The sequence below is a fragment of the Vibrio lentus genome (genome assembly GCF_002875945.1).
In the GTDB taxonomy this organism is placed as follows: Bacteria; Pseudomonadota; Gammaproteobacteria; order Enterobacterales; family Vibrionaceae; genus Vibrio; species Vibrio apostichopi.
The window spans coordinates 13,073-29,464 of the sequence record NZ_MCZK01000015.1; the positions used below are offsets into that span (position 1 = coordinate 13,073).

Sequence of the window (16,392 nt, forward strand, 5' to 3'; positions counted from 1 at the left end):
AGAGAGCATCATTTAACTTCTTGCTGAGTTCGGCGCTTTCATCGCATCAATCAAACCAATTATCACACCAGCCGCTAAGCCAGCGAGATGCGCAGTATTGGCGATGGCCATGAATGGCTGCATATAACCTAAGACTAACCATACCAACATAAAGCCGACGATTTGTCTTGGGATACCTAAGCCAAGCTGAGGTGCTTTTGCACCCACTACCCACAAGTAACCGACCAACGCATATACCACGCCAGAAAGACCACCAAAGTTCGCCCCCTCAACCCAGTATTGTCCAGCACCAGAAAGAGCAGAAGACACAGCAAAGATCTGAAGCAACTTGAGGCCGCCTAACTTTTTCTCTATATCTCCGCCCAGTTGCCACCACCACAAGATATTGAATGCGATGTGCATAACAGAGAAATGCAAAACAGCGTGACTTAACCAGCGCCAAAGCTGCCATTGTTGTCCATCAACCGCAGGAAAATGTAAGGCGTTAAAGATTGCCTGACCAAAACCTATCTGCTGCAGAGCAAAAATCACCACACACACCAGCATGATACTCAGTGTCACAGGGCCAGCTTTGGCTTTTATCATGCCCATGAAGCTTGGTGTGTGGTAATGAAAGTTACTCTTTCTGGTCTCTGCCATGTCCCAAGACGCCGCTTGATAGCGCTTATGATTAGGCTCAGACAAGAAGCGATTGAGCTCAGCTTCGGTTTCAACCTGAAATTGGCTATCAAGAAGCCAAAGAGCAAAACGCCCTTCCCCCTCAGGAGACATCTGAATAGGGATCTGACGAGACGCCATATAATCAATAAATGCTTGAGCAAGACGTGGGTTGTCTAACACCATCAATCTAATCATTGTTACTTCCTATTCATGCTATGAGAGATGCTTGAAGCGTAAAGGTAATTAACCAGCAATCACAGGAAGTTCAGCACGGTGCCAAGCTTCGAAACCGCCATCTACACTATATACCTCTTCAAAGCCTTGATTCACTAAATATTGTGCAGCACCTTGGCTACTAATACCGTGGTAACACATCACCAAGATAGGTTGCTCAAACTCAACTTCGTCCATGAACGACACCATCGTATCGTTCGTTAGGTGATAAGCGGTTTTAGAGTGAGCGACCGCAAAAGACTGCGGGTCGCGGATATCGACAAGTCGAGCTTCACCTTGTTCTATAAGGGCTTGAGCACCTTTAACATCGATATGTTTAAACTGGTCCATGACTTTCTCTTTTATGCTGATTTACTTTGCTGCCATTGTAACCTATCCCAAGGCTAACAATCACATCCACTTAATAAGGTTATCCACCAGCGATCACTTTTACACCGATTGTGGATAAACCTGTGAATTGCGTGAATAAAGTGGTTTTTGAAAAATGGATCCACAACATATAGTAATGATCCTGATCTAGCTGTGGGTTACTTAAAACATATCCCCACACCAAAAACCCTTCCAAAGCCTTACTACACCCTGCTTTTAGACAGCTGACGAATAAACTTCTCACAGAGTTATCCACAAAATCACAATGCAAATATCGATCGCAAAAGTTGAGAATTCGATCCAAAACAAAAAGGCCGAGATCTCTCGATCTCGGCCTTTTTAAATTCTAACTTTTTATGGTGCTGTTAGTTTAGTGCTTAGAAGTCGCCAACGGCTTGTTTCAACTTCTTCATGGCATTCTTCTCTAACTGACGTACACGCTCAGCTGAGATGCTGTAGGTATCCGCTAAGTCTTGCAGGGTCGACTTGTTATCATCCAACCAACGTGAGCGCACAATGTGCTGACTGCGTTCATCTAAGCTCTTCAGTGCGAGCCCTAGACGATTATTGGTATGAGATTCCCAGTTAGCCGCTTCAACCGTTTCTGCAACGTCTGACGCTTTGTCTTCTAGGTAGTAAACCGGAGCCGTGTAAGCAGAACCGCCTTCGTCGTCATCCATCGGAGCTTCAAAGGTTGCATCTTGTGCCGCTAAGCGAGATTCCATTTCACGAACTTCTGAAGGCTCAACACCCAGTTCACGCGCAACAGTCTCAACTTCACCGTTATTGAACCAGCCTAAACGCTTCTTAGATTTACGCAGGTTAAAGAACAGTTTGCGCTGTGCTTTGGTTGTCGCAATCTTAACGATACGCCAGTTACGCAATACATATTCGTGAATCTCAGCTTTGATCCAGTGAACAGCAAAAGAAACCAGTCGAACACCCACTTCAGGGTTGAAGCGCTTCACCGCCTTCATTAGGCCGATGTTACCTTCTTGGACGAGATCAGCCATTGGCAGCCCGTAGCCAGAGTAGCCTCTTGCAACGTGCACCACGAATCTTAGGTGTGAAAGGATCAAACCTTTCGCAGCATCGATCTCACCTTTGTAATGTAATCGCTCTGCAAGTCCACGTTCCTCTTCAGGCGTCAGCATTGGGTAGCTGTTCGCTGATCGGATATAGCTATCTAAACTATCTTGTGTGACTAAAGCCATTTGATACGATTGGTTTGCCATTCGGTTCCTCATCAATCTCTGATCTGGAGTAATATATCTATTAAAACCCGACAATCTTGAACCTAAAATGAACAGGATTCAAGAAGGGGGAAGTAATTATGCATAATCAATTCGTCTATACAAGGTAAAAACTGATTAAAAAGTGCCTATTTATCGTCTAAATATGACTCTATTCAACTAAACAGGTTCAATTTCTTTTAGGTGGCGCTGTGCGGAAAGCTTCGCAGCCACACTGCCTAATAGGGTTCCAACGATCAAAAGCAGTAACGATTCATCCCAACTTAAGCCAATCAGTCTAAAGTGACTATCGTAAAGCTGAGCTAAATCATCAACCGCACTGTTAAGTAAAACCGTAATCAATGCCGTCATTACCCAAGCGCAGATCGCGCCTAACACACCAAACCACATTCCAGAATATAGGTACGGGCGTAAGATGAAGCTATCGGTGGCACCAATCAGCTTCATGGTTTGAATCTCTTCTTTATGCGCCAACACATTAAATCGCAATGTATTGCCAATAATCAAAAACACAGCGCCCAGCATAAGCACGGTTAATGTAATCACGATGACAGCCGCCAGTGCTTTGATCGCATCCAGCCTTGCAAGCCAATCTTCGTCTAAACGAACATCGGTCACGAGCTCTTGCTTCTTAACCTTGCTCGCCAATTCTTTGATTTGCGTGTCGTTGTGTACACTTGGCGTAATCACCAATACACCAGGCAACGAGTAATCATCTAAAATCGTCAGTGCGTCATCAAAACCAGAATACTTGCTCAGATCAGCAAGGCCTTGCTGTGGTGAAATGTATTCAACCAGCTCGACTTGATCCCAGCCTTCTATCTCATCTTTCAGCACTATCACTCGAGGTTCAGGAATTCCATCCTCTACGTAAGCACTGATTTGTGATGGGCTAGTGACGTCTTTCGCCACTTCTCCAACGTTTTTACCTAATAAGTACAAACAAGCAGGCATCGCCAAGGCCATTGAGATAACAGCCAACGTCAGTAGATTACCCAGTGGACGCTGCCACATTTGCGAGAAAGACGACTTGGCTTGTTTCCAGTGAACAACAAAAAAGCCATCACTGGCCGCACGGCTCGCGGCTCGGTTGGATTGAGGTTTCTTGATACGCTTATTAGCGGCCATAATCTTCAACCTCACTCAAAAAGCCTTGGTTTAATTCAAGATGGCGGTATTGGGGGCGAGTGTTCACTAACCCGATATCGTGCGTCGCTAGGATGATCGTTACACCCGCGCGGTTAAACTCTTCAAACAAGCGCAGGACACGGTTCGACAATTCAGGGTCTAGGTTACCAGTAGGCTCATCCGCTAAAAGCAGAGTCGGACGGTTAACCACAGCGCGAGCAATACCCACGCGTTGCTGCTCACCACCAGAAAGCTGGCTTGGCAAACAACGGGCTTTATCTAGTAAGCCGGTTTTATCCAACGCAGCACTGACTCGGCGCTTTATTTCATTTTCAGAAATAGATTCAATACGCATAGGCAGTGCGACGTTATCAAAGATAGATCGATCCATCAGCAGGCGATGGTCTTGAAAGACAATCCCAATATTACGGCGTAAAAAGGGAATGTCTTTGGCTGGTATACGAGTGATATCGTGGTCGTTAAACCAAACGCGGCCATCCGTTGGACGCTCGATGGCGCAAATCAACTTCAGCAAGGTACTTTTACCAGCACCGGAGTGCCCGCCTAAAAATGCCATCTCTCCACGTTTGAGATGAAAGTCCACTTTTTGGAGTGCCTGGCGTCCGCCTCGGTAGGCTTTACTCACTTGCTGAAATTTGATCACCGAAAATTCCTCTTACGATCACTCATATCAAACTTAAAACGGTAGCAGGTTAAGGATAAACCAATTTGCTACACGAGTTACTCTTCACGACTAAATAGTGCTTCAATAAAGTCTTTCGACTCAAATGGACGTAGGTCATCAATGCCTTCACCCACACCAATATAACGAATTGGAATCTGGAACTGGTCAGCAATTGAGAAAATCACACCACCTTTCGCCGTACCATCTAGTTTAGTTAGCGTAATACCCGTTACCGGTGCTACTTCACTGAACAGTTTCGCTTGGCTGATCGCATTCTGACCAGTGCCTGCATCTAACGTAAGCATGATTTCGTGCGGTGCAGAGTCATCAATCTTCTTCATTACACGAACAATCTTGCGTAGCTCTTCCATCAAGTTGCTCTTGTTCTGTAAACGACCGGCAGTATCAGCAATCACGACATCAACACCACGCGCTTTAGCAGCTTCAATGGCATCGTAGATAACAGAAGCACTGTCTGCACCAGTGTGTTGAGCAATTACAGGAACGTCATTACGTTGCCCCCAAACTTGAAGTTGCTCTACAGCTGCTGCACGGAAGGTATCACCTGCCGCCAACATCACTTTTTTGCCTTCGCCTTGGAATTGTTTCGCCAGCTTACCGATAGTGGTCGTCTTACCCACACCGTTCACACCCACCATTAAAATAACGTAAGGCGTTTTCGTTGTATCAACCACAAGAGGCTGTTCAACTTGGCTTAGGATTTCTGCCATCTCTTCTTTGAGCAGACCATATAGAGCTTCACCATCTTTTAGGTCATTGCGAGATGCTTTTTCTGTCAGGTTTTCAATGATCTTAACGGTAGTATTCATACCCACGTCAGCGATCAGAAGTTGCTCTTCCAGCTCTTCAAACAGATCATCATCGATTTGCTTACCCTTGAACAAGCCAAAGAAGCCAGCACCGATATTCGCTTTAGTACGACTTAGGCTGCGCTTAAGACGCGCAAAAAAGCTTTCTGTTGGCTTTTCTTGAACTTCTTCAATCTTAGCTTGAGGAACAACAACTTCTTCCTGTTCTGCTTCTGCTAGGACCGGCTGCTGTTCTTCTTGAGTCTCTTCAAGCGCTTGATCTGATTCAGCAAGCTCAGATTCAACTGACTGAGTTTCAGTTGGCTTAGCTACTTCAGCTTCAGCCTCGACTTGTGATTCAACTTCAGTTTGCTCTTCAACGTTTTCTACGTTCGCTTCATTCTGAGTTTTTGGGCTTTGTTCTTCTTCACCAAAACCAAGCCACGATAATAATCCGCGCTTCTTTTTTTCCGTCATCAGAGGAGTTTCCTAGATCTACTAATTAACTGCATTGACTTAATGCACGTCGACTCTTTGCTATTGTTATACAATACAAGCTTGTACAAACGAATAGTAAAGAAAAATGACAAAGCAGTGATAAGTTTGCTTTTAGCTTGATACACTTTGTCATTGCAAATTTATTTAATACCCGAACCCAACTAAATTGGGCTCGGTATAGTATCACTTTATTAGCGGTCAAAAAATCTATGGTAAGACGTCGCCAGCAAAACACATCACAAAAAAAGCCATCCGGAGGCTTTGTTCGAATTATTAGTGGCTCATGGAGAGGTAGAAAACTGCCCGTTCATGACTTAGAAGGCTTACGCCCGACCATTGATCGAGTAAAAGAGACTCTTTTTAACTGGGTAGCACAAGATATCCCACACTCGACCTGCTTGGATGTATTTGCTGGTTCTGGTGGTCTAGGTTTTGAAGCGGCTTCTCGCCAAGCAAAATTAGTGACGCTACTCGAAATGAATCAGAAGGCCGCTAAGCAGCTTGCTGATAATGCAAAAGAGCTCAAAGCAGACAACATCAACGTGGTGAACACTGATGCGATCTCTTTCCTCAAAAAGCCGGGTACTCCTTACGATATGGTTTTTCTTGATCCTCCATTTCGTAAAGGCTTATTAGCTGAAACTGTAGAGCTTCTTGAGAGTAATGGCTGGCTTGCCGACAATGCCATCATTTACGTTGAGACCGAAAAAGAATTACAACTCGAAGCAATGCCAGAGAACTGGGAATTGCATCGCGATAAGACCACGGGGCAGTCGAGCTACCGTCTGTTTAATCGAACCACTGAAGAATAGGAGTTATTGAATGAAGTTCTTACTTCCACTAGCAAAAGCAGCCATCGCCTTTGTTTGGTTTATCTTAATCGCCAACATTTTCTACCCATTCCCGGGTAATGCTGCGATTGCGCTTTATATCATGACAGCATTCTTGTTCTTCATGCACGGCCTGCAGATGCTGATCTTTATCGGTGCTTTCGGCGATAAGATCGAAATGTCACGTTGGGAGAAGTGGTCAATATTGATTTTCGGAGTCTTTGCCCTCCTCGATATCCGACGCAAACACATGATGTAGTCGAGCTAGAGCCTAGATATACAAGCTTCAGTACACAGTACTCGATGCAGAAAGCCTAGTTACGAGAAAGATAAATAAAAAACGCCGCTCATTTGAGCGGCGTTTTTTATTGTTCGAGAAGAAATTGAACGATAAGAAAATGCTAAGACATGTAGCTTTTCACGCCATCTAAGAACATTTGAGTCGACAGCATAACCAACAGTAGGCCCATTAGACGCTCTATCGCCTTCAAGCCTCTCTCACCAAGAATACGCAGGAAGAAACCATTAAACATAAGAATGAAGAAGGTTACGCCCCATGCCAGTAAAACCGACAGAGACAACTCAAACATCTGGTCTGGGTTTTGAGTTGCCAAAAGAATCAGCGCAGCGATAACCGATGGGCCCGCAATCATAGGAATGGCCATCGGCACGATAAACGGCTCTTCACCCGCGGCTAGGCCTGTGATGCTGCCTGCACTTGGGAAGATCATCTTAATCGCAATAATAAATAGAATGATACCGCCAGAAATACTCAGAGTTTCAGGCTGAACGTGCAGGAAGTTCATGATGCTTTGGCCAGCAAACAAGAACAGCAACAAGATAACGAGTGCAAACATCAGTTCACGAACGAGAACAATACGACGACGCTTAGGATCGATATGCTTAAGGATTGAGAGCACGATTGGCAGGTTGCCAAGCGGGTCCATAATAAGAAACAGCATGGTTGCTGCAGATAAAATTTCCATAAGTTTGTCTCGAAAAGCGTAAGTGCGCGGAGTATAGCAGCCTCAACATTGATTTTCGAACGCAGTAATAAACGAGTTAACTTATGCTATTTAGAAGGGAATTTAACGAGAGCAAAAAGAGAATTTAAGGAGTGAAGCCGAAACATCGTATCCACTCTTCTTATCTATAAAAGCCAAAAAGCTCTAAAAACCAAGTCACTGAGAATTAGTGATTACACACACGTTCGCGATTGGTGCAAAGCTTATCATCGACAACCACAACCTTTTCCATCTTCAGGAAAAACTTAAGCAGGCCATCCAAATCTAAACCACTTAGCTTACAAGTATGGAAACGAGCTTCTGCGCCATACGTTTGAGCAAGTTCTTGTGTTAGCTCTTCGCGAGTCAGTGGCTTTTCACTAAGTAGGTTTAAAACATTGTGTGCGTGAATTTCAGTCGTCATAACTCTATCTCAATATTTAATGAATCAAACGTAGAGTACCGATTTTCAGCAACCCTGCCTTGATGTAGCTCAGAGTTGAGAGCGCTCTATCCTAAATGGTTAGAGATGCCACGATAAGAGCATGAGCTAGGAAGTAACTGCCCGTAACCCAAAGATAAGCGCCCTTGATTGGACTACGATAGCAATTGAGAGCATACGCCAATGCAGAAAGCAGCAGCACGCTACAGCCAGCAAAACCGACCGCGTGTGATAGCTGAGGCTCAAGCAACCAAACCTCACCAGAGGCCCAAGCCAGCTGGATAAGCACAATGCCCATAATGACCACGGGAAAAACCAATCTATCTAGGCGCGGAAGAAGTAAGAAGAAAGCGACAACGCAGGCAGCCAACAATAATGCAAACAACCACCAAACCATCTCTCCTGAGAGTTGTAGCCAAAATGCCTTGCTATAACAGAGTTGAGCCAATAAAAAACAGACAAAATGAAGCGGTCGTTTTTGAGTCACCGTATGCAGAACATCAGCCACAGCCGAGATAGCTAAGCCAGCGACAATCCAATAAGTATAGTCAGCAACGATCGATTGAGTGACCGCCACTACCGCCAACAAAACAAAGGTAAACACCTTGTACACTAAGGCCTGACCGATATGTCCATGTTTCGTCCCTGAGATCGCTCCGATACCAGATAAAGAAACCGCTAACCAACTCCACATACCCATTGCCCTATTGCTTTAAAACGTCGCCAGTCTAGGCACACGAGTGTTGATGTAAAGCCTAAGCCCCTCAAAATTGGATCTTGATTACGCTTCCACTAAAAAGAGTCCCTTTCAGTTAAAGCCATGACAATTACGCGGAGATAGCAGTGATTCGTTTAAAACTAAAGCGATTCGCCGTAAAACACCTTTAAAATGGCGTTACACGACTCAGCTTTCAATTTTAGACACTTCTCGATCATTGAAATCCCAATAAACCACTAAATACCGCCAAAAACCACGACTAAAAGTTAAAAAAAAACTCACCAAAAAACATTAAAAACATTAAAAACAAATACTTAAATACAAAAAATCAGAGTTAACTAGCGAATAAAAACCCCAGACGACTCTAGGTTTGTAAAGTGAGAAACTTGTTTTCCTCATACCTAGAATTGTCAGAATTTCCCAAGCCTCGTGTAAAAAAAACCACCAAAACCGAGCTAAAAATCCAGAAACAAAACCAAATCAAACCTCACCACCGCCAACCCCTATTAATACAGTTTAACAACCTTTAACAATATAAATTACACATAACAAACATTATAAAACAGCAACTTAAAACAAATAAGAACAAACATGAATCACAACGAACAAAATAAGAACACACCAAAACACACAGTTAAACAGAGTCAAACAAGCCAAAAACCAATAGTTTTCTACTACTTTTGGAGCTTTCGAAAGTAATTCTTGATCTAAACCTATAAGTGGGCTATTCTTTAAAACATAGCGAGAGACAACCAAATTTAGGAGTAGTGTTATGATTTCATCTTCGCAAAGACAAGGACTTGTAATGATCGCGGTAGTTGTAGGTCTTATGACACTACCGATGATGTACTAAGCAAGTTACAGATAAAAAAAGGGACGCCATGAGCGTCCCTTTTTTTGTTCAATTTTTTCACTTCGAAAACAGATGCAGCGTTAACACATCCCAGTTCGCGTAATAGAAACCCGCTGCGGCTAAAGTCATTGCCATCATCAGTAAGATAGCAACTCGCCAGATAAAACGACCGCTTCGTGGAGTCAGTTCCTTCTCACAGTCGTTACACATCATGATGAATTTATGCTGGTCTTCCAGTTGAGCGTCATGCTCATTCACTACCTTGTTACGACACGTTGCGATATAACGCAGCTTGATTACCATATCGTGCGGTAGCCTTTCTTCACAGCTTGTCACAAGCTCGTGCAATCCTTCGCCTTCAGCGTGGTATTGAAGTCTCAATAATTTTTCAATATTGCGAGTTCTTGTCACCACTTTTTCAATATCGGTCATCTTAGCCCTCCCACTCCACACTATAATTCTAGTCGAGCATTTCCCTATTTTTATACAAAATCATTGCTATTTACTTAAGAAAGAGACAATAAATAACAATGCTTTATCCCAAGGTTGCCATTAAATGTGATATCAGCCGAAAAATAATCAGCTTAGCTTACAGCAGTTCACGAATAGCGGCTTTAAACACATATCCCTATTGCCCGAAAGACTAGAATAACCATCACGACTACATGGAGGTTCTATGCCTAATTCACTCTTTCTTGCCACCTTTGCACTTGCTGGCCTTGCTGCTTGGGTATTTCTTGGTTTCTATCGAAAACACATGCAAGGTGATAACGCGCCAGAAAAGAAAGTGAATGTCACTGTACTAGACAAGCAGTCGATCGACCTTCCTGACGCAGAGCCTGGCCAAGAAGATCAAGAGTACTGGATTTACGTTCAACGTGGTGTTGTTGGACCGAAGCGAGAATTCCAAGTCGGTATCCATTACTTTCATGCTCTTAACCCTGGCGATAAAGGAACTCTAACCTACCAGGGCGATAAGTTCTTACACTTTGCATTGAAACGTTAATTACTTCAATACAACCATCCTCAGCAGAACTAAGGCAATAACCAACTCGTTTTCTCAGATTTAGAAACCAGCCAGCTCATCCATAACGCCCCTGCACCACTGATCACTATCCATAATGGAATCACCCATGCTGGGTGTCCTTGGTACCAACCGAACTCTTTCATTGGCCACAAGAAGATAGGGTGCAGCAGATAGATACCTAAGCTGTGTTTACTGATAAAGCCAACCACTTGGTTACTTTTCTCAGATAACCCTTCTCCGTAGTAACGACACAGCATAAACACCATGCTCGCGGCTAATACAGTATTCAGCGTTTTGTAAGATAACCAACGACCAACGGTGTACTCCTCGGCAATTAAGCTCGCATCAACCACCATGTAGACCGTGGTTAACAATGCCAATGCGCCAAGCCCCACACTCACACCAACAGTTAACTTGTTAAGCGGCACCTTCTTGTACAACAGGTAACCCAATGGCAAGTAGCCAGTGTAAAGCCACAACTCGTGACTCCATGGGCCATCTATCCTGAGTAAGAACAGCAAAGTCGTAAATAACCAAACCGCAGTGAAACCATAAACGGCCTTATCCCCATACTTTCTGACCATGATCTGTAAGAAAGGAATCACGAAGTAGAGCGGGATAAAGTAATAGAAGAAACCAAGGTGGTAATAGGTGTAGTGATGGTAGCTATTGAGCAACACCTCCCAACTCACGTCGGCATCAAAGCCCATCGCAGACCAACCAGACAGGTAGGTATAGAAAAGCGACCAGACAATGAAAGGTATCAGTACCTTACCTAGGCGGCGCTTGAGGTAATATTTGGCGTCAAACGGGCGCTGATCGCTCAGCATCAACGCGCCACTAATCAAAATAAACACTGGCACAGCCCAACGACTGAAACCATTGACGGTGATCGCCGTTAACCACTCGCCAAAAGGAATCGTTCCTAGCTCGTTGCGATAAGGAGCCAAAACATGAATCGCGATAACCGCTACGGCCGCGACACATCGTGCTAAATCAAAAAAGAGAATTCGCTGCTTCATGTAAATGCCTGATTAATATTCAATCATTCTACTATAGCAATAAAAAAGCTGACCGGAATAAATACCAAGTCAGCTTATTGTTAAAGGAGAAGCATATCGCGAATTAAGTTCGTTCGACTTTAGATTATGCGACTTTAGCTCTTGTGAATGAAGCTCTTGCGAATGAGGCTCATGCGGCTGACGCTTGCGGCACCTTAGGTAAACGCAAAGAGATCACCGTCGTTATCGCTAAGAACGCGAACGATACCCACAGGCACGCAGACAAACCGGCCATTTGAAATACCAAGCCCGACAGAATAGTACCAATCAGGCGGCCCATCGCATTCGCCATGTAGTAAAAACCGACGTCAAGCGACACACCATCGCCCTTCGCATAACTGACAATCAGGTATGAGTGAAGTGATGAGTTCACAGCAAAGATGGCGCCAAATACCATCAAACCACCGATGATAACCAGCTCGGGTTGCCAACCAATCTGTACCGCATAAGCAATACCAGCGGTCACGATAGCCAATGCACCCGCCCACAATAGCGCTGCATGGCCATCAGGTACCTTACCTTGCGCTTTGCCGGTAATCTTAGGTGCAATGCCTTGTACAAAGCCGTAAGCAATGGTCCAAGCCGCTAAGAAGCCACCAACCCATGAGTGATCCCAACCAAACACGCTGCCTAGATAAATCGGCAGAGCAATTACAAACCACACGTCACGAGCACCAAATAGGAACATACGCGCTGCCGACAAGATATTGATGGATTCAGACTTAGAGAAAATTTGTTTGAACTTGGGTTTGGTTTTCGCTTTCCCCATGTCCGCTTCTAAGCTCACTAAGCTGCCAATGAAGACCAATGTCAGAACAGCAGCCATCGCTAGCACTGCGTATTGGAAGCCAATCGTCGAAAGCAGCAAGCCACCAATAAAGAACCCCGCACCTTTAAGCGCATTCTTAGATCCGGTCAGAATCGCAATCCACTTATAAAGCGCGCCTTGCTGTTCATCCGGAACCAAGGTTTTGATTGAGCTCTTGGCACTCATCTTATTGAGGTCTTTAGCGATACCAGACAACGCCTGCGCGGCCATGACCCAAGGGATGGTCAACATTGCACTTGGCACCGCCAGCATACCTAAGGCGACAACCTGCATCCCTAAGCCGATATTCATGGTCTTATTGAGGCCAAGACGAGCCCCTAACCAACCACCGATGAGGTTAGTCACCACACCAAAGAATTCATAAAAAAGGAACAGTGAGGCGATCTCTAACGAACTGTAGCCAAGGTCGTAGAAATACAGAACCACCAGCATACGAAGTGCACCATCAGTAATGGTGAAATTCCAGTAGTTGAATGTCACCAACATATATTGGCGAACGCTCTTACTTAGATTTGAAAACATAACGCTATCTCTGCAATCTAAACAAAAAGAGCTTTTGGATCATGATAAGTTCAACACTCCAGATACCAAAAGCTCCTTATATAACAACCATGGCTTACTAGCTATTCGCTACGCCATTAATGTACTCAACCTGGATAGGCTTAGTAAATGGCGCCGGGACGCAGTGCCTGCACCTCTTGAACAACCTTGCTCAAATCCCAGCCTTTTTCTAACAATAGGTGAGCTGCGAACAAACCAGTGCGACCAGAACCGCCCATGCAGTGCATTGCTACCTTGCCACCGTTATCCACGACTTGGTGTAGTGCAGGGCTCGCTGCTTGCCATTTCGCAGCAAAATCAGCACCCGGTGCACAATCGTCTTCGATTTCGATTTGGAACCATTGCATGCCTAGTGCTTGCGCTTTCTCACCTAGCTCAGAAACATTCTTGCTTGCCAGTTCTTCACTGTCTAGAGCCGTCACAATCGCTTCCACGCCTTGCGCTTTAAGTTGCGCTAGAGATGCATCTAAGTCAGTGTCTTTAGTGCCTGGGCACGGAGTAAGCACTAACGCACCAGTGTCTAAATCTAGTTGCCATGTTGGGTGTACTTGAGAATTTGTCATCGTCATCAATCTCTTAAAATTCTTTTAAATTAAGCTAGGCCGACTGTACGAGCTAACTCAGCGGTGCGCGTTGCGTAGCCCATCTCGTTGTCGTACCAAGCGTAGATCTTAACCATGCGCTTACCAACTAACATGGTTGATAGTGCATCTACGATAGTTGAACGTTGGTCGCCTTTGTAATCGATAGAAACCAGTGGACGCTCTTCAAAGCCAAGGATGCCTTTCAGTTCGTTCTCAGACGCTTCTTTCAGCATCGCGTTAACTTCTTCTACCGTGGTGTCTTGCTTCACTTCGAAGATGATGTCTGTCAGAGAAGCATTCGCTAGTGGTACACGAACTGCGTGGCCGTTGATGCGGTTTTCAAGCTCTGGGAAGATCTCAACAATCGCTTTAGCGCTGCCCGTTGTTGTCGGGATAAGGCTCATGCCACATGCACGTGCACGGCGTAAGTCTTTATGGGGTGCATCAAGAATAGTTTGCGTGTTGGTTAGATCGTGAATAGTAGTGAAGGCTGCATTTTCGATACCTAGCTTCTCGTTGATCACTTTAACCACTGGCGCGAGACAGTTGGTTGTACAAGACGCTGCGGTTACGATTTTGTGTACAGCTGGGTCGAAGATGTTGTCATTCACACCGACAACGATGTTTGCAATGCCTTCTTCTTTCACTGGCGCCGATACCACAACGCGCTTCACGCCTTGCTCAAGATATTTGTTTAGGAAAGATGTCTTACGGTGAACACCCGTCGCTTCAATCACCACATCACAACCAGACCAATCGATCGCGTCGATGTCGCGCTCTTTGGTGGTTTTAATGCGTTGACCGTTGATGATCATCTCATCGCCTTCAACAGACACTTCATGGTTCCAACGACCTTGAACTGAATCGAACTCTAGAAGGTGAGCCAATGTCGCTGTATCACCAGCCACATCGTTAATTTGAACAAATTCTAGCTCAGCCCAATCGAATGCTGCGCGAAGTGCTAGACGGCCGATACGGCCAAAACCATTAATACCTACTTTGACTGTCATTTTCTGTTCTCTCAGTTAATTGCTTTCATATGTGAAGCCGCTGCGTTGTTGACTGCGTTCACTTACCCTAATCACATAGGACATCTATGCTCATAGGGATAAGTTCACTTGCCGCCTAGCTGCAACTCCAACTATTTCGGCAATAAGTTCTAATGTATTTAAACGCAACATTGAGGGCGTGAAGTGATTGCTTCTAAACGCTCAATATCTTGTTGGTATTCAGTTTTCAAACAGTTCGATGCGATAAGGTCATCAATTAACTTTAGCATCCAACCTGGTAAATCTTGTGACAGGCGGTAGAACACCCACTGTCCTTGGCGAACATCCGTCAAAATGCCATTTGAGCGCAACTGCGCTAGGTGACGGGAAACCTTTGGCTGACTTTCTTGCAATGCCTGAGTGAGCTCACCAACAGACAAGCACTCATTGCGCACTATCAACATTAAGCAACGCACTCGCGTTTCATCAGACAGTAATTTAAAAAATTGGTGAGGAAGCATAACTATATACTCATATATGGATATGCGTATATATTAGCTATAAAAAAACGCACGTCAAGGCGTGCGCTTTAATTGTCATAAAAGTTTAACGAAGAGGAATTAGAGCTGATTGGTTACGTTATGACTCCAGCGTTGAGCTTCAGTGAGCTCGGTTTTAACCTGTTCAACATTCAGTCCCAAATGAGCACAATGCTTATCAATTTGTTGCCAATCCGCATGTTCAAAGCTCTCTTCAAGCGCTAAAAGCGTTCCATATGGCCCTTCTCTGCGTAACAAAGCGACCTTGATGGTTTTAGATAATGGGAGTTGTTCAACAAGATTTTCTAGCGATAAATCTAACAAAGCATCGAGTGACGAAAACAAGCCAATCATAAAGGCTTGCTCAGCATGCCCTGAAAACGGCTGATAGCGAGACATACGCTGACAGAACTGAGCTCGCTGAAGCGATAAGCTGTATAACTCTTTCGGTTTCTTATCTGACACATAAGAAGCCACCGCCAGCGAAACAAACATTTTGAGTTTTTCTTGCCCTAGATAAACCAAGGCCTGACGGAAAGAAGAAATTGTCACCTCAAGACGCGGCGACATGGAATTCACAAAACGTAAAAGCTTGTATGACAACGCCACATCTTTGGCCACAATATTTTCAACTCGTTGAAAATCGACATTGGCTTTACACACTTCTTGAAACAGCTCCATAGCAATCACCTGCTCTGGGCTAATGTACTTGGTTTTGACTATCTCTGGCTTACTGAAGAAGTACCCCTGAAAAAATCGAAAACCTGCTTCTTTGGCTTGTTGGAACTCTTGTTCGGTTTCGACTCGCTCAGCCAGAAAGCTAAACTTCTGCCCTTGATGAGCCCTAACTAACTCACACGCTTCATCCAAGCCCATTTGCATAATATCGAGCTTCACAATATGCGTGTATTTTAGGAAACGTTCCCATTCTGGCGTCGAAGTAAAATCATCTAGGGCAATCATGTAGCCCGCTTGGTAAAGTTCTTTAACGGCTTCTAATAACTGGTCGGTCGGTTGGCAGGTTTCAAGGATCTCAACCACGACCTTGTCTTTAGGCAAGCTCAAAGGCAACCGACGGATCAGGCTTTGATACGGGAAGTTAATAAAGCAGCGTGAAGATGGGATCGAAGGGTTAAGCCCAACCGATAAGAAGTTCTCAACAATCAGACGATACGTTGCTCGATTAGACTCAATATGCGCAGGATAGGCATTCCTTTCTCCGTCGCGAAACAACAGCTCATAGCCAAGCGTGTTCTTCTTGCGATTTAAGATAGGTTGTCTAGCAACGTAGGTAGCGGTCATTTATTGATAACTCTATT

The 16,392-nt window shown here is 44.6% G+C and carries 18 protein-coding genes and 1 pseudogene; 3 read left to right on the top strand and 16 right to left on the bottom strand.

Translation table 11 applies throughout. From position 1 onward, the window contains the following. Window positions 1-12: 12 nt before the first annotated feature. The 6 genes from glpG to ftsY all read right to left on the bottom strand — a co-directional run bounded on the left by glpG (window position 13) and on the right by ftsY (window position 5,615). Window positions 13-855, bottom strand: a complete 843-nt coding sequence (gene glpG, locus BCT49_RS01575) for a rhomboid family intramembrane serine protease GlpG (RefSeq protein ID WP_102433882.1) — start codon at window positions 853-855, stop codon at window positions 13-15. 48 nt (window positions 856-903) lie between these two features. Further along, the gene (gene glpE, locus BCT49_RS01580) at window positions 904-1,224 is read right to left on the bottom strand and encodes a thiosulfate sulfurtransferase GlpE (protein WP_004736711.1); all 321 of its coding nucleotides are present in this window, start codon (window positions 1,222-1,224) and stop codon (window positions 904-906) included. A gap of 416 nt (window positions 1,225-1,640) precedes the next feature. Continuing rightward, window positions 1,641-2,498 carry an RNA polymerase sigma factor RpoH gene (rpoH, locus tag BCT49_RS01590; RefSeq protein WP_029223651.1) on the bottom strand — a complete coding sequence of 286 codons (858 nt, stop codon included), beginning with the start codon at window positions 2,496-2,498 and terminating at the stop codon, window positions 1,641-1,643. 177 nt (window positions 2,499-2,675) lie between these two features. Then, window positions 2,676-3,644 (bottom strand): permease-like cell division protein FtsX, encoded by a 969-nt coding sequence (ftsX, locus tag BCT49_RS01595; protein ID WP_102433883.1) that lies wholly within the window; start codon window positions 3,642-3,644, stop codon window positions 2,676-2,678. Next, window positions 3,634-4,308 (bottom strand): cell division ATP-binding protein FtsE, encoded by a 675-nt coding sequence (ftsE, locus tag BCT49_RS01600; RefSeq protein WP_004740528.1) that lies wholly within the window; start codon window positions 4,306-4,308, stop codon window positions 3,634-3,636. Before ftsE ends, ftsX begins: the two co-directional genes overlap by 11 nt. Window positions 4,309-4,385: 77 nt before the next feature. Continuing rightward, on the bottom strand, window positions 4,386-5,615 hold the full coding sequence (gene ftsY / locus BCT49_RS01605; RefSeq protein WP_102433884.1) for a signal recognition particle-docking protein FtsY: 1,230 nt from the start codon (window positions 5,613-5,615) through the stop codon (window positions 4,386-4,388). A gap of 230 nt (window positions 5,616-5,845) precedes the next feature. Here ftsY and rsmD point away from each other — a divergent pair, with 230 nt between their 5' ends. Further along, entirely contained in the window at window positions 5,846-6,448 is a 603-nt protein-coding gene (gene rsmD, locus BCT49_RS01610) for a 16S rRNA (guanine(966)-N(2))-methyltransferase RsmD (protein WP_017104730.1), read from the top strand. A gap of 10 nt (window positions 6,449-6,458) precedes the next feature. Next, window positions 6,459-6,725, top strand: a complete 267-nt coding sequence (locus BCT49_RS01615; protein WP_009848233.1) for a DUF1145 domain-containing protein — start codon at window positions 6,459-6,461, stop codon at window positions 6,723-6,725. Between the two features lie 142 nt (window positions 6,726-6,867). On the opposite strand, the gene BCT49_RS01620 is transcribed toward BCT49_RS01615, so the two are convergent. The 4 genes from BCT49_RS01620 to BCT49_RS01645 form a co-directional block, all read right to left on the bottom strand. Beyond that, on the bottom strand, window positions 6,868-7,452 hold the full coding sequence (locus BCT49_RS01620) for a YhgN family NAAT transporter (RefSeq protein WP_029223649.1): 585 nt from the start codon (window positions 7,450-7,452) through the stop codon (window positions 6,868-6,870). Window positions 7,453-7,657: 205 nt separating this feature from the next. Beyond that, the gene (locus BCT49_RS01625) at window positions 7,658-7,894 is read right to left on the bottom strand and encodes a YecH family metal-binding protein (protein WP_102308293.1); all 237 of its coding nucleotides are present in this window, start codon (window positions 7,892-7,894) and stop codon (window positions 7,658-7,660) included. Between the two features lie 91 nt (window positions 7,895-7,985). After that, window positions 7,986-8,606, bottom strand: a complete 621-nt coding sequence (locus BCT49_RS01630) for a lysoplasmalogenase (protein WP_102433909.1) — start codon at window positions 8,604-8,606, stop codon at window positions 7,986-7,988. 934 nt (window positions 8,607-9,540) lie between these two features. Beyond that, window positions 9,541-9,915, bottom strand: a complete 375-nt coding sequence (locus tag BCT49_RS01645; RefSeq protein ID WP_102433886.1) for a DUF4145 domain-containing protein — start codon at window positions 9,913-9,915, stop codon at window positions 9,541-9,543. A 244-nt stretch (window positions 9,916-10,159) separates the two neighbouring features. Between BCT49_RS01645 and BCT49_RS01650 the strand changes: the two genes are divergently transcribed. Then, window positions 10,160-10,489, top strand: coding sequence for a DUF2500 domain-containing protein (locus tag BCT49_RS01650; protein WP_102433887.1), 330 nt, complete (start codon window positions 10,160-10,162; stop codon window positions 10,487-10,489). Window positions 10,490-10,518: 29 nt separating this feature from the next. On the opposite strand, the gene BCT49_RS01655 is transcribed toward BCT49_RS01650, so the two are convergent. The 6 genes and pseudogenes from BCT49_RS01655 to BCT49_RS01685 form a co-directional block, all read right to left on the bottom strand. After that, the gene (locus tag BCT49_RS01655; protein ID WP_102433888.1) at window positions 10,519-11,532 is read right to left on the bottom strand and encodes an acyltransferase; all 1,014 of its coding nucleotides are present in this window, start codon (window positions 11,530-11,532) and stop codon (window positions 10,519-10,521) included. A gap of 169 nt (window positions 11,533-11,701) precedes the next feature. Then, the gene (arsJ, locus tag BCT49_RS01660) at window positions 11,702-12,922 is read right to left on the bottom strand and encodes an organoarsenical effux MFS transporter ArsJ (RefSeq protein WP_102433889.1); all 1,221 of its coding nucleotides are present in this window, start codon (window positions 12,920-12,922) and stop codon (window positions 11,702-11,704) included. Window positions 12,923-13,019: 97 nt separating this feature from the next. After that, a pseudogene (locus tag BCT49_RS01665) lies at window positions 13,020-13,530 on the bottom strand (cyclin-dependent kinase inhibitor 3 family protein). A gap of 23 nt (window positions 13,531-13,553) precedes the next feature. Further along, complete coding sequence (locus BCT49_RS01670; RefSeq protein ID WP_102433890.1) at window positions 13,554-14,555, bottom strand: ArsJ-associated glyceraldehyde-3-phosphate dehydrogenase; 1,002 nt, start codon at window positions 14,553-14,555, stop codon at window positions 13,554-13,556. Between the two features lie 158 nt (window positions 14,556-14,713). Beyond that, window positions 14,714-15,055: a metalloregulator ArsR/SmtB family transcription factor gene (locus BCT49_RS01680; protein ID WP_102433891.1), complete on the bottom strand. Its 342-nt coding sequence runs from the start codon at window positions 15,053-15,055 to the stop codon at window positions 14,714-14,716. Window positions 15,056-15,154: 99 nt separating this feature from the next. After that, on the bottom strand, window positions 15,155-16,375 hold the full coding sequence (locus tag BCT49_RS01685) for an EAL and HDOD domain-containing protein (RefSeq protein WP_102433892.1): 1,221 nt from the start codon (window positions 16,373-16,375) through the stop codon (window positions 15,155-15,157). Between the last annotated feature and the right edge of the window lie 17 nt (window positions 16,376-16,392).

Bases quoted from the DNA above. Each gene is read 5' to 3' on its own strand.
- glpG (WP_102433882.1), bottom strand. From the start codon at position 855: ATGATTAGATTGATGGTGTTAGACAACCCACGTCTTGCTCAAGCATTT.
- glpE (WP_004736711.1), bottom strand. From the start codon at position 1,224: ATGGACCAGTTTAAACATATCGATGTTAAAGGTGCTCAAGCCCTTATA.
- rpoH (WP_029223651.1), bottom strand. From the start codon at position 2,498: ATGGCAAACCAATCGTATCAAATGGCTTTAGTCACACAAGATAGTTTA.
- ftsX (WP_102433883.1), bottom strand. From the start codon at position 3,644: ATGGCCGCTAATAAGCGTATCAAGAAACCTCAATCCAACCGAGCCGCG.
- ftsY (WP_102433884.1), bottom strand. From the start codon at position 5,615: ATGACGGAAAAAAAGAAGCGCGGATTATTATCGTGGCTTGGTTTTGGT.
- rsmD (WP_017104730.1), top strand. From the start codon at position 5,846: ATGGTAAGACGTCGCCAGCAAAACACATCACAAAAAAAGCCATCCGGA.
- BCT49_RS01615 (WP_009848233.1), top strand. From the start codon at position 6,459: ATGAAGTTCTTACTTCCACTAGCAAAAGCAGCCATCGCCTTTGTTTGG.
- BCT49_RS01620 (WP_029223649.1), bottom strand. From the start codon at position 7,452: ATGGAAATTTTATCTGCAGCAACCATGCTGTTTCTTATTATGGACCCG.
- BCT49_RS01625 (WP_102308293.1), bottom strand. From the start codon at position 7,894: ATGACGACTGAAATTCACGCACACAATGTTTTAAACCTACTTAGTGAA.
- BCT49_RS01630 (WP_102433909.1), bottom strand. From the start codon at position 8,606: ATGTGGAGTTGGTTAGCGGTTTCTTTATCTGGTATCGGAGCGATCTCA.
- BCT49_RS01645 (WP_102433886.1), bottom strand. From the start codon at position 9,915: ATGACCGATATTGAAAAAGTGGTGACAAGAACTCGCAATATTGAAAAA.
- BCT49_RS01650 (WP_102433887.1), top strand. From the start codon at position 10,160: ATGCCTAATTCACTCTTTCTTGCCACCTTTGCACTTGCTGGCCTTGCT.
- BCT49_RS01655 (WP_102433888.1), bottom strand. From the start codon at position 11,532: ATGAAGCAGCGAATTCTCTTTTTTGATTTAGCACGATGTGTCGCGGCC.
- arsJ (WP_102433889.1), bottom strand. From the start codon at position 12,922: ATGTTTTCAAATCTAAGTAAGAGCGTTCGCCAATATATGTTGGTGACA.
- BCT49_RS01670 (WP_102433890.1), bottom strand. From the start codon at position 14,555: ATGACAGTCAAAGTAGGTATTAATGGTTTTGGCCGTATCGGCCGTCTA.
- BCT49_RS01680 (WP_102433891.1), bottom strand. From the start codon at position 15,055: ATGCTTCCTCACCAATTTTTTAAATTACTGTCTGATGAAACGCGAGTG.
- BCT49_RS01685 (WP_102433892.1), bottom strand. From the start codon at position 16,375: ATGACCGCTACCTACGTTGCTAGACAACCTATCTTAAATCGCAAGAAG.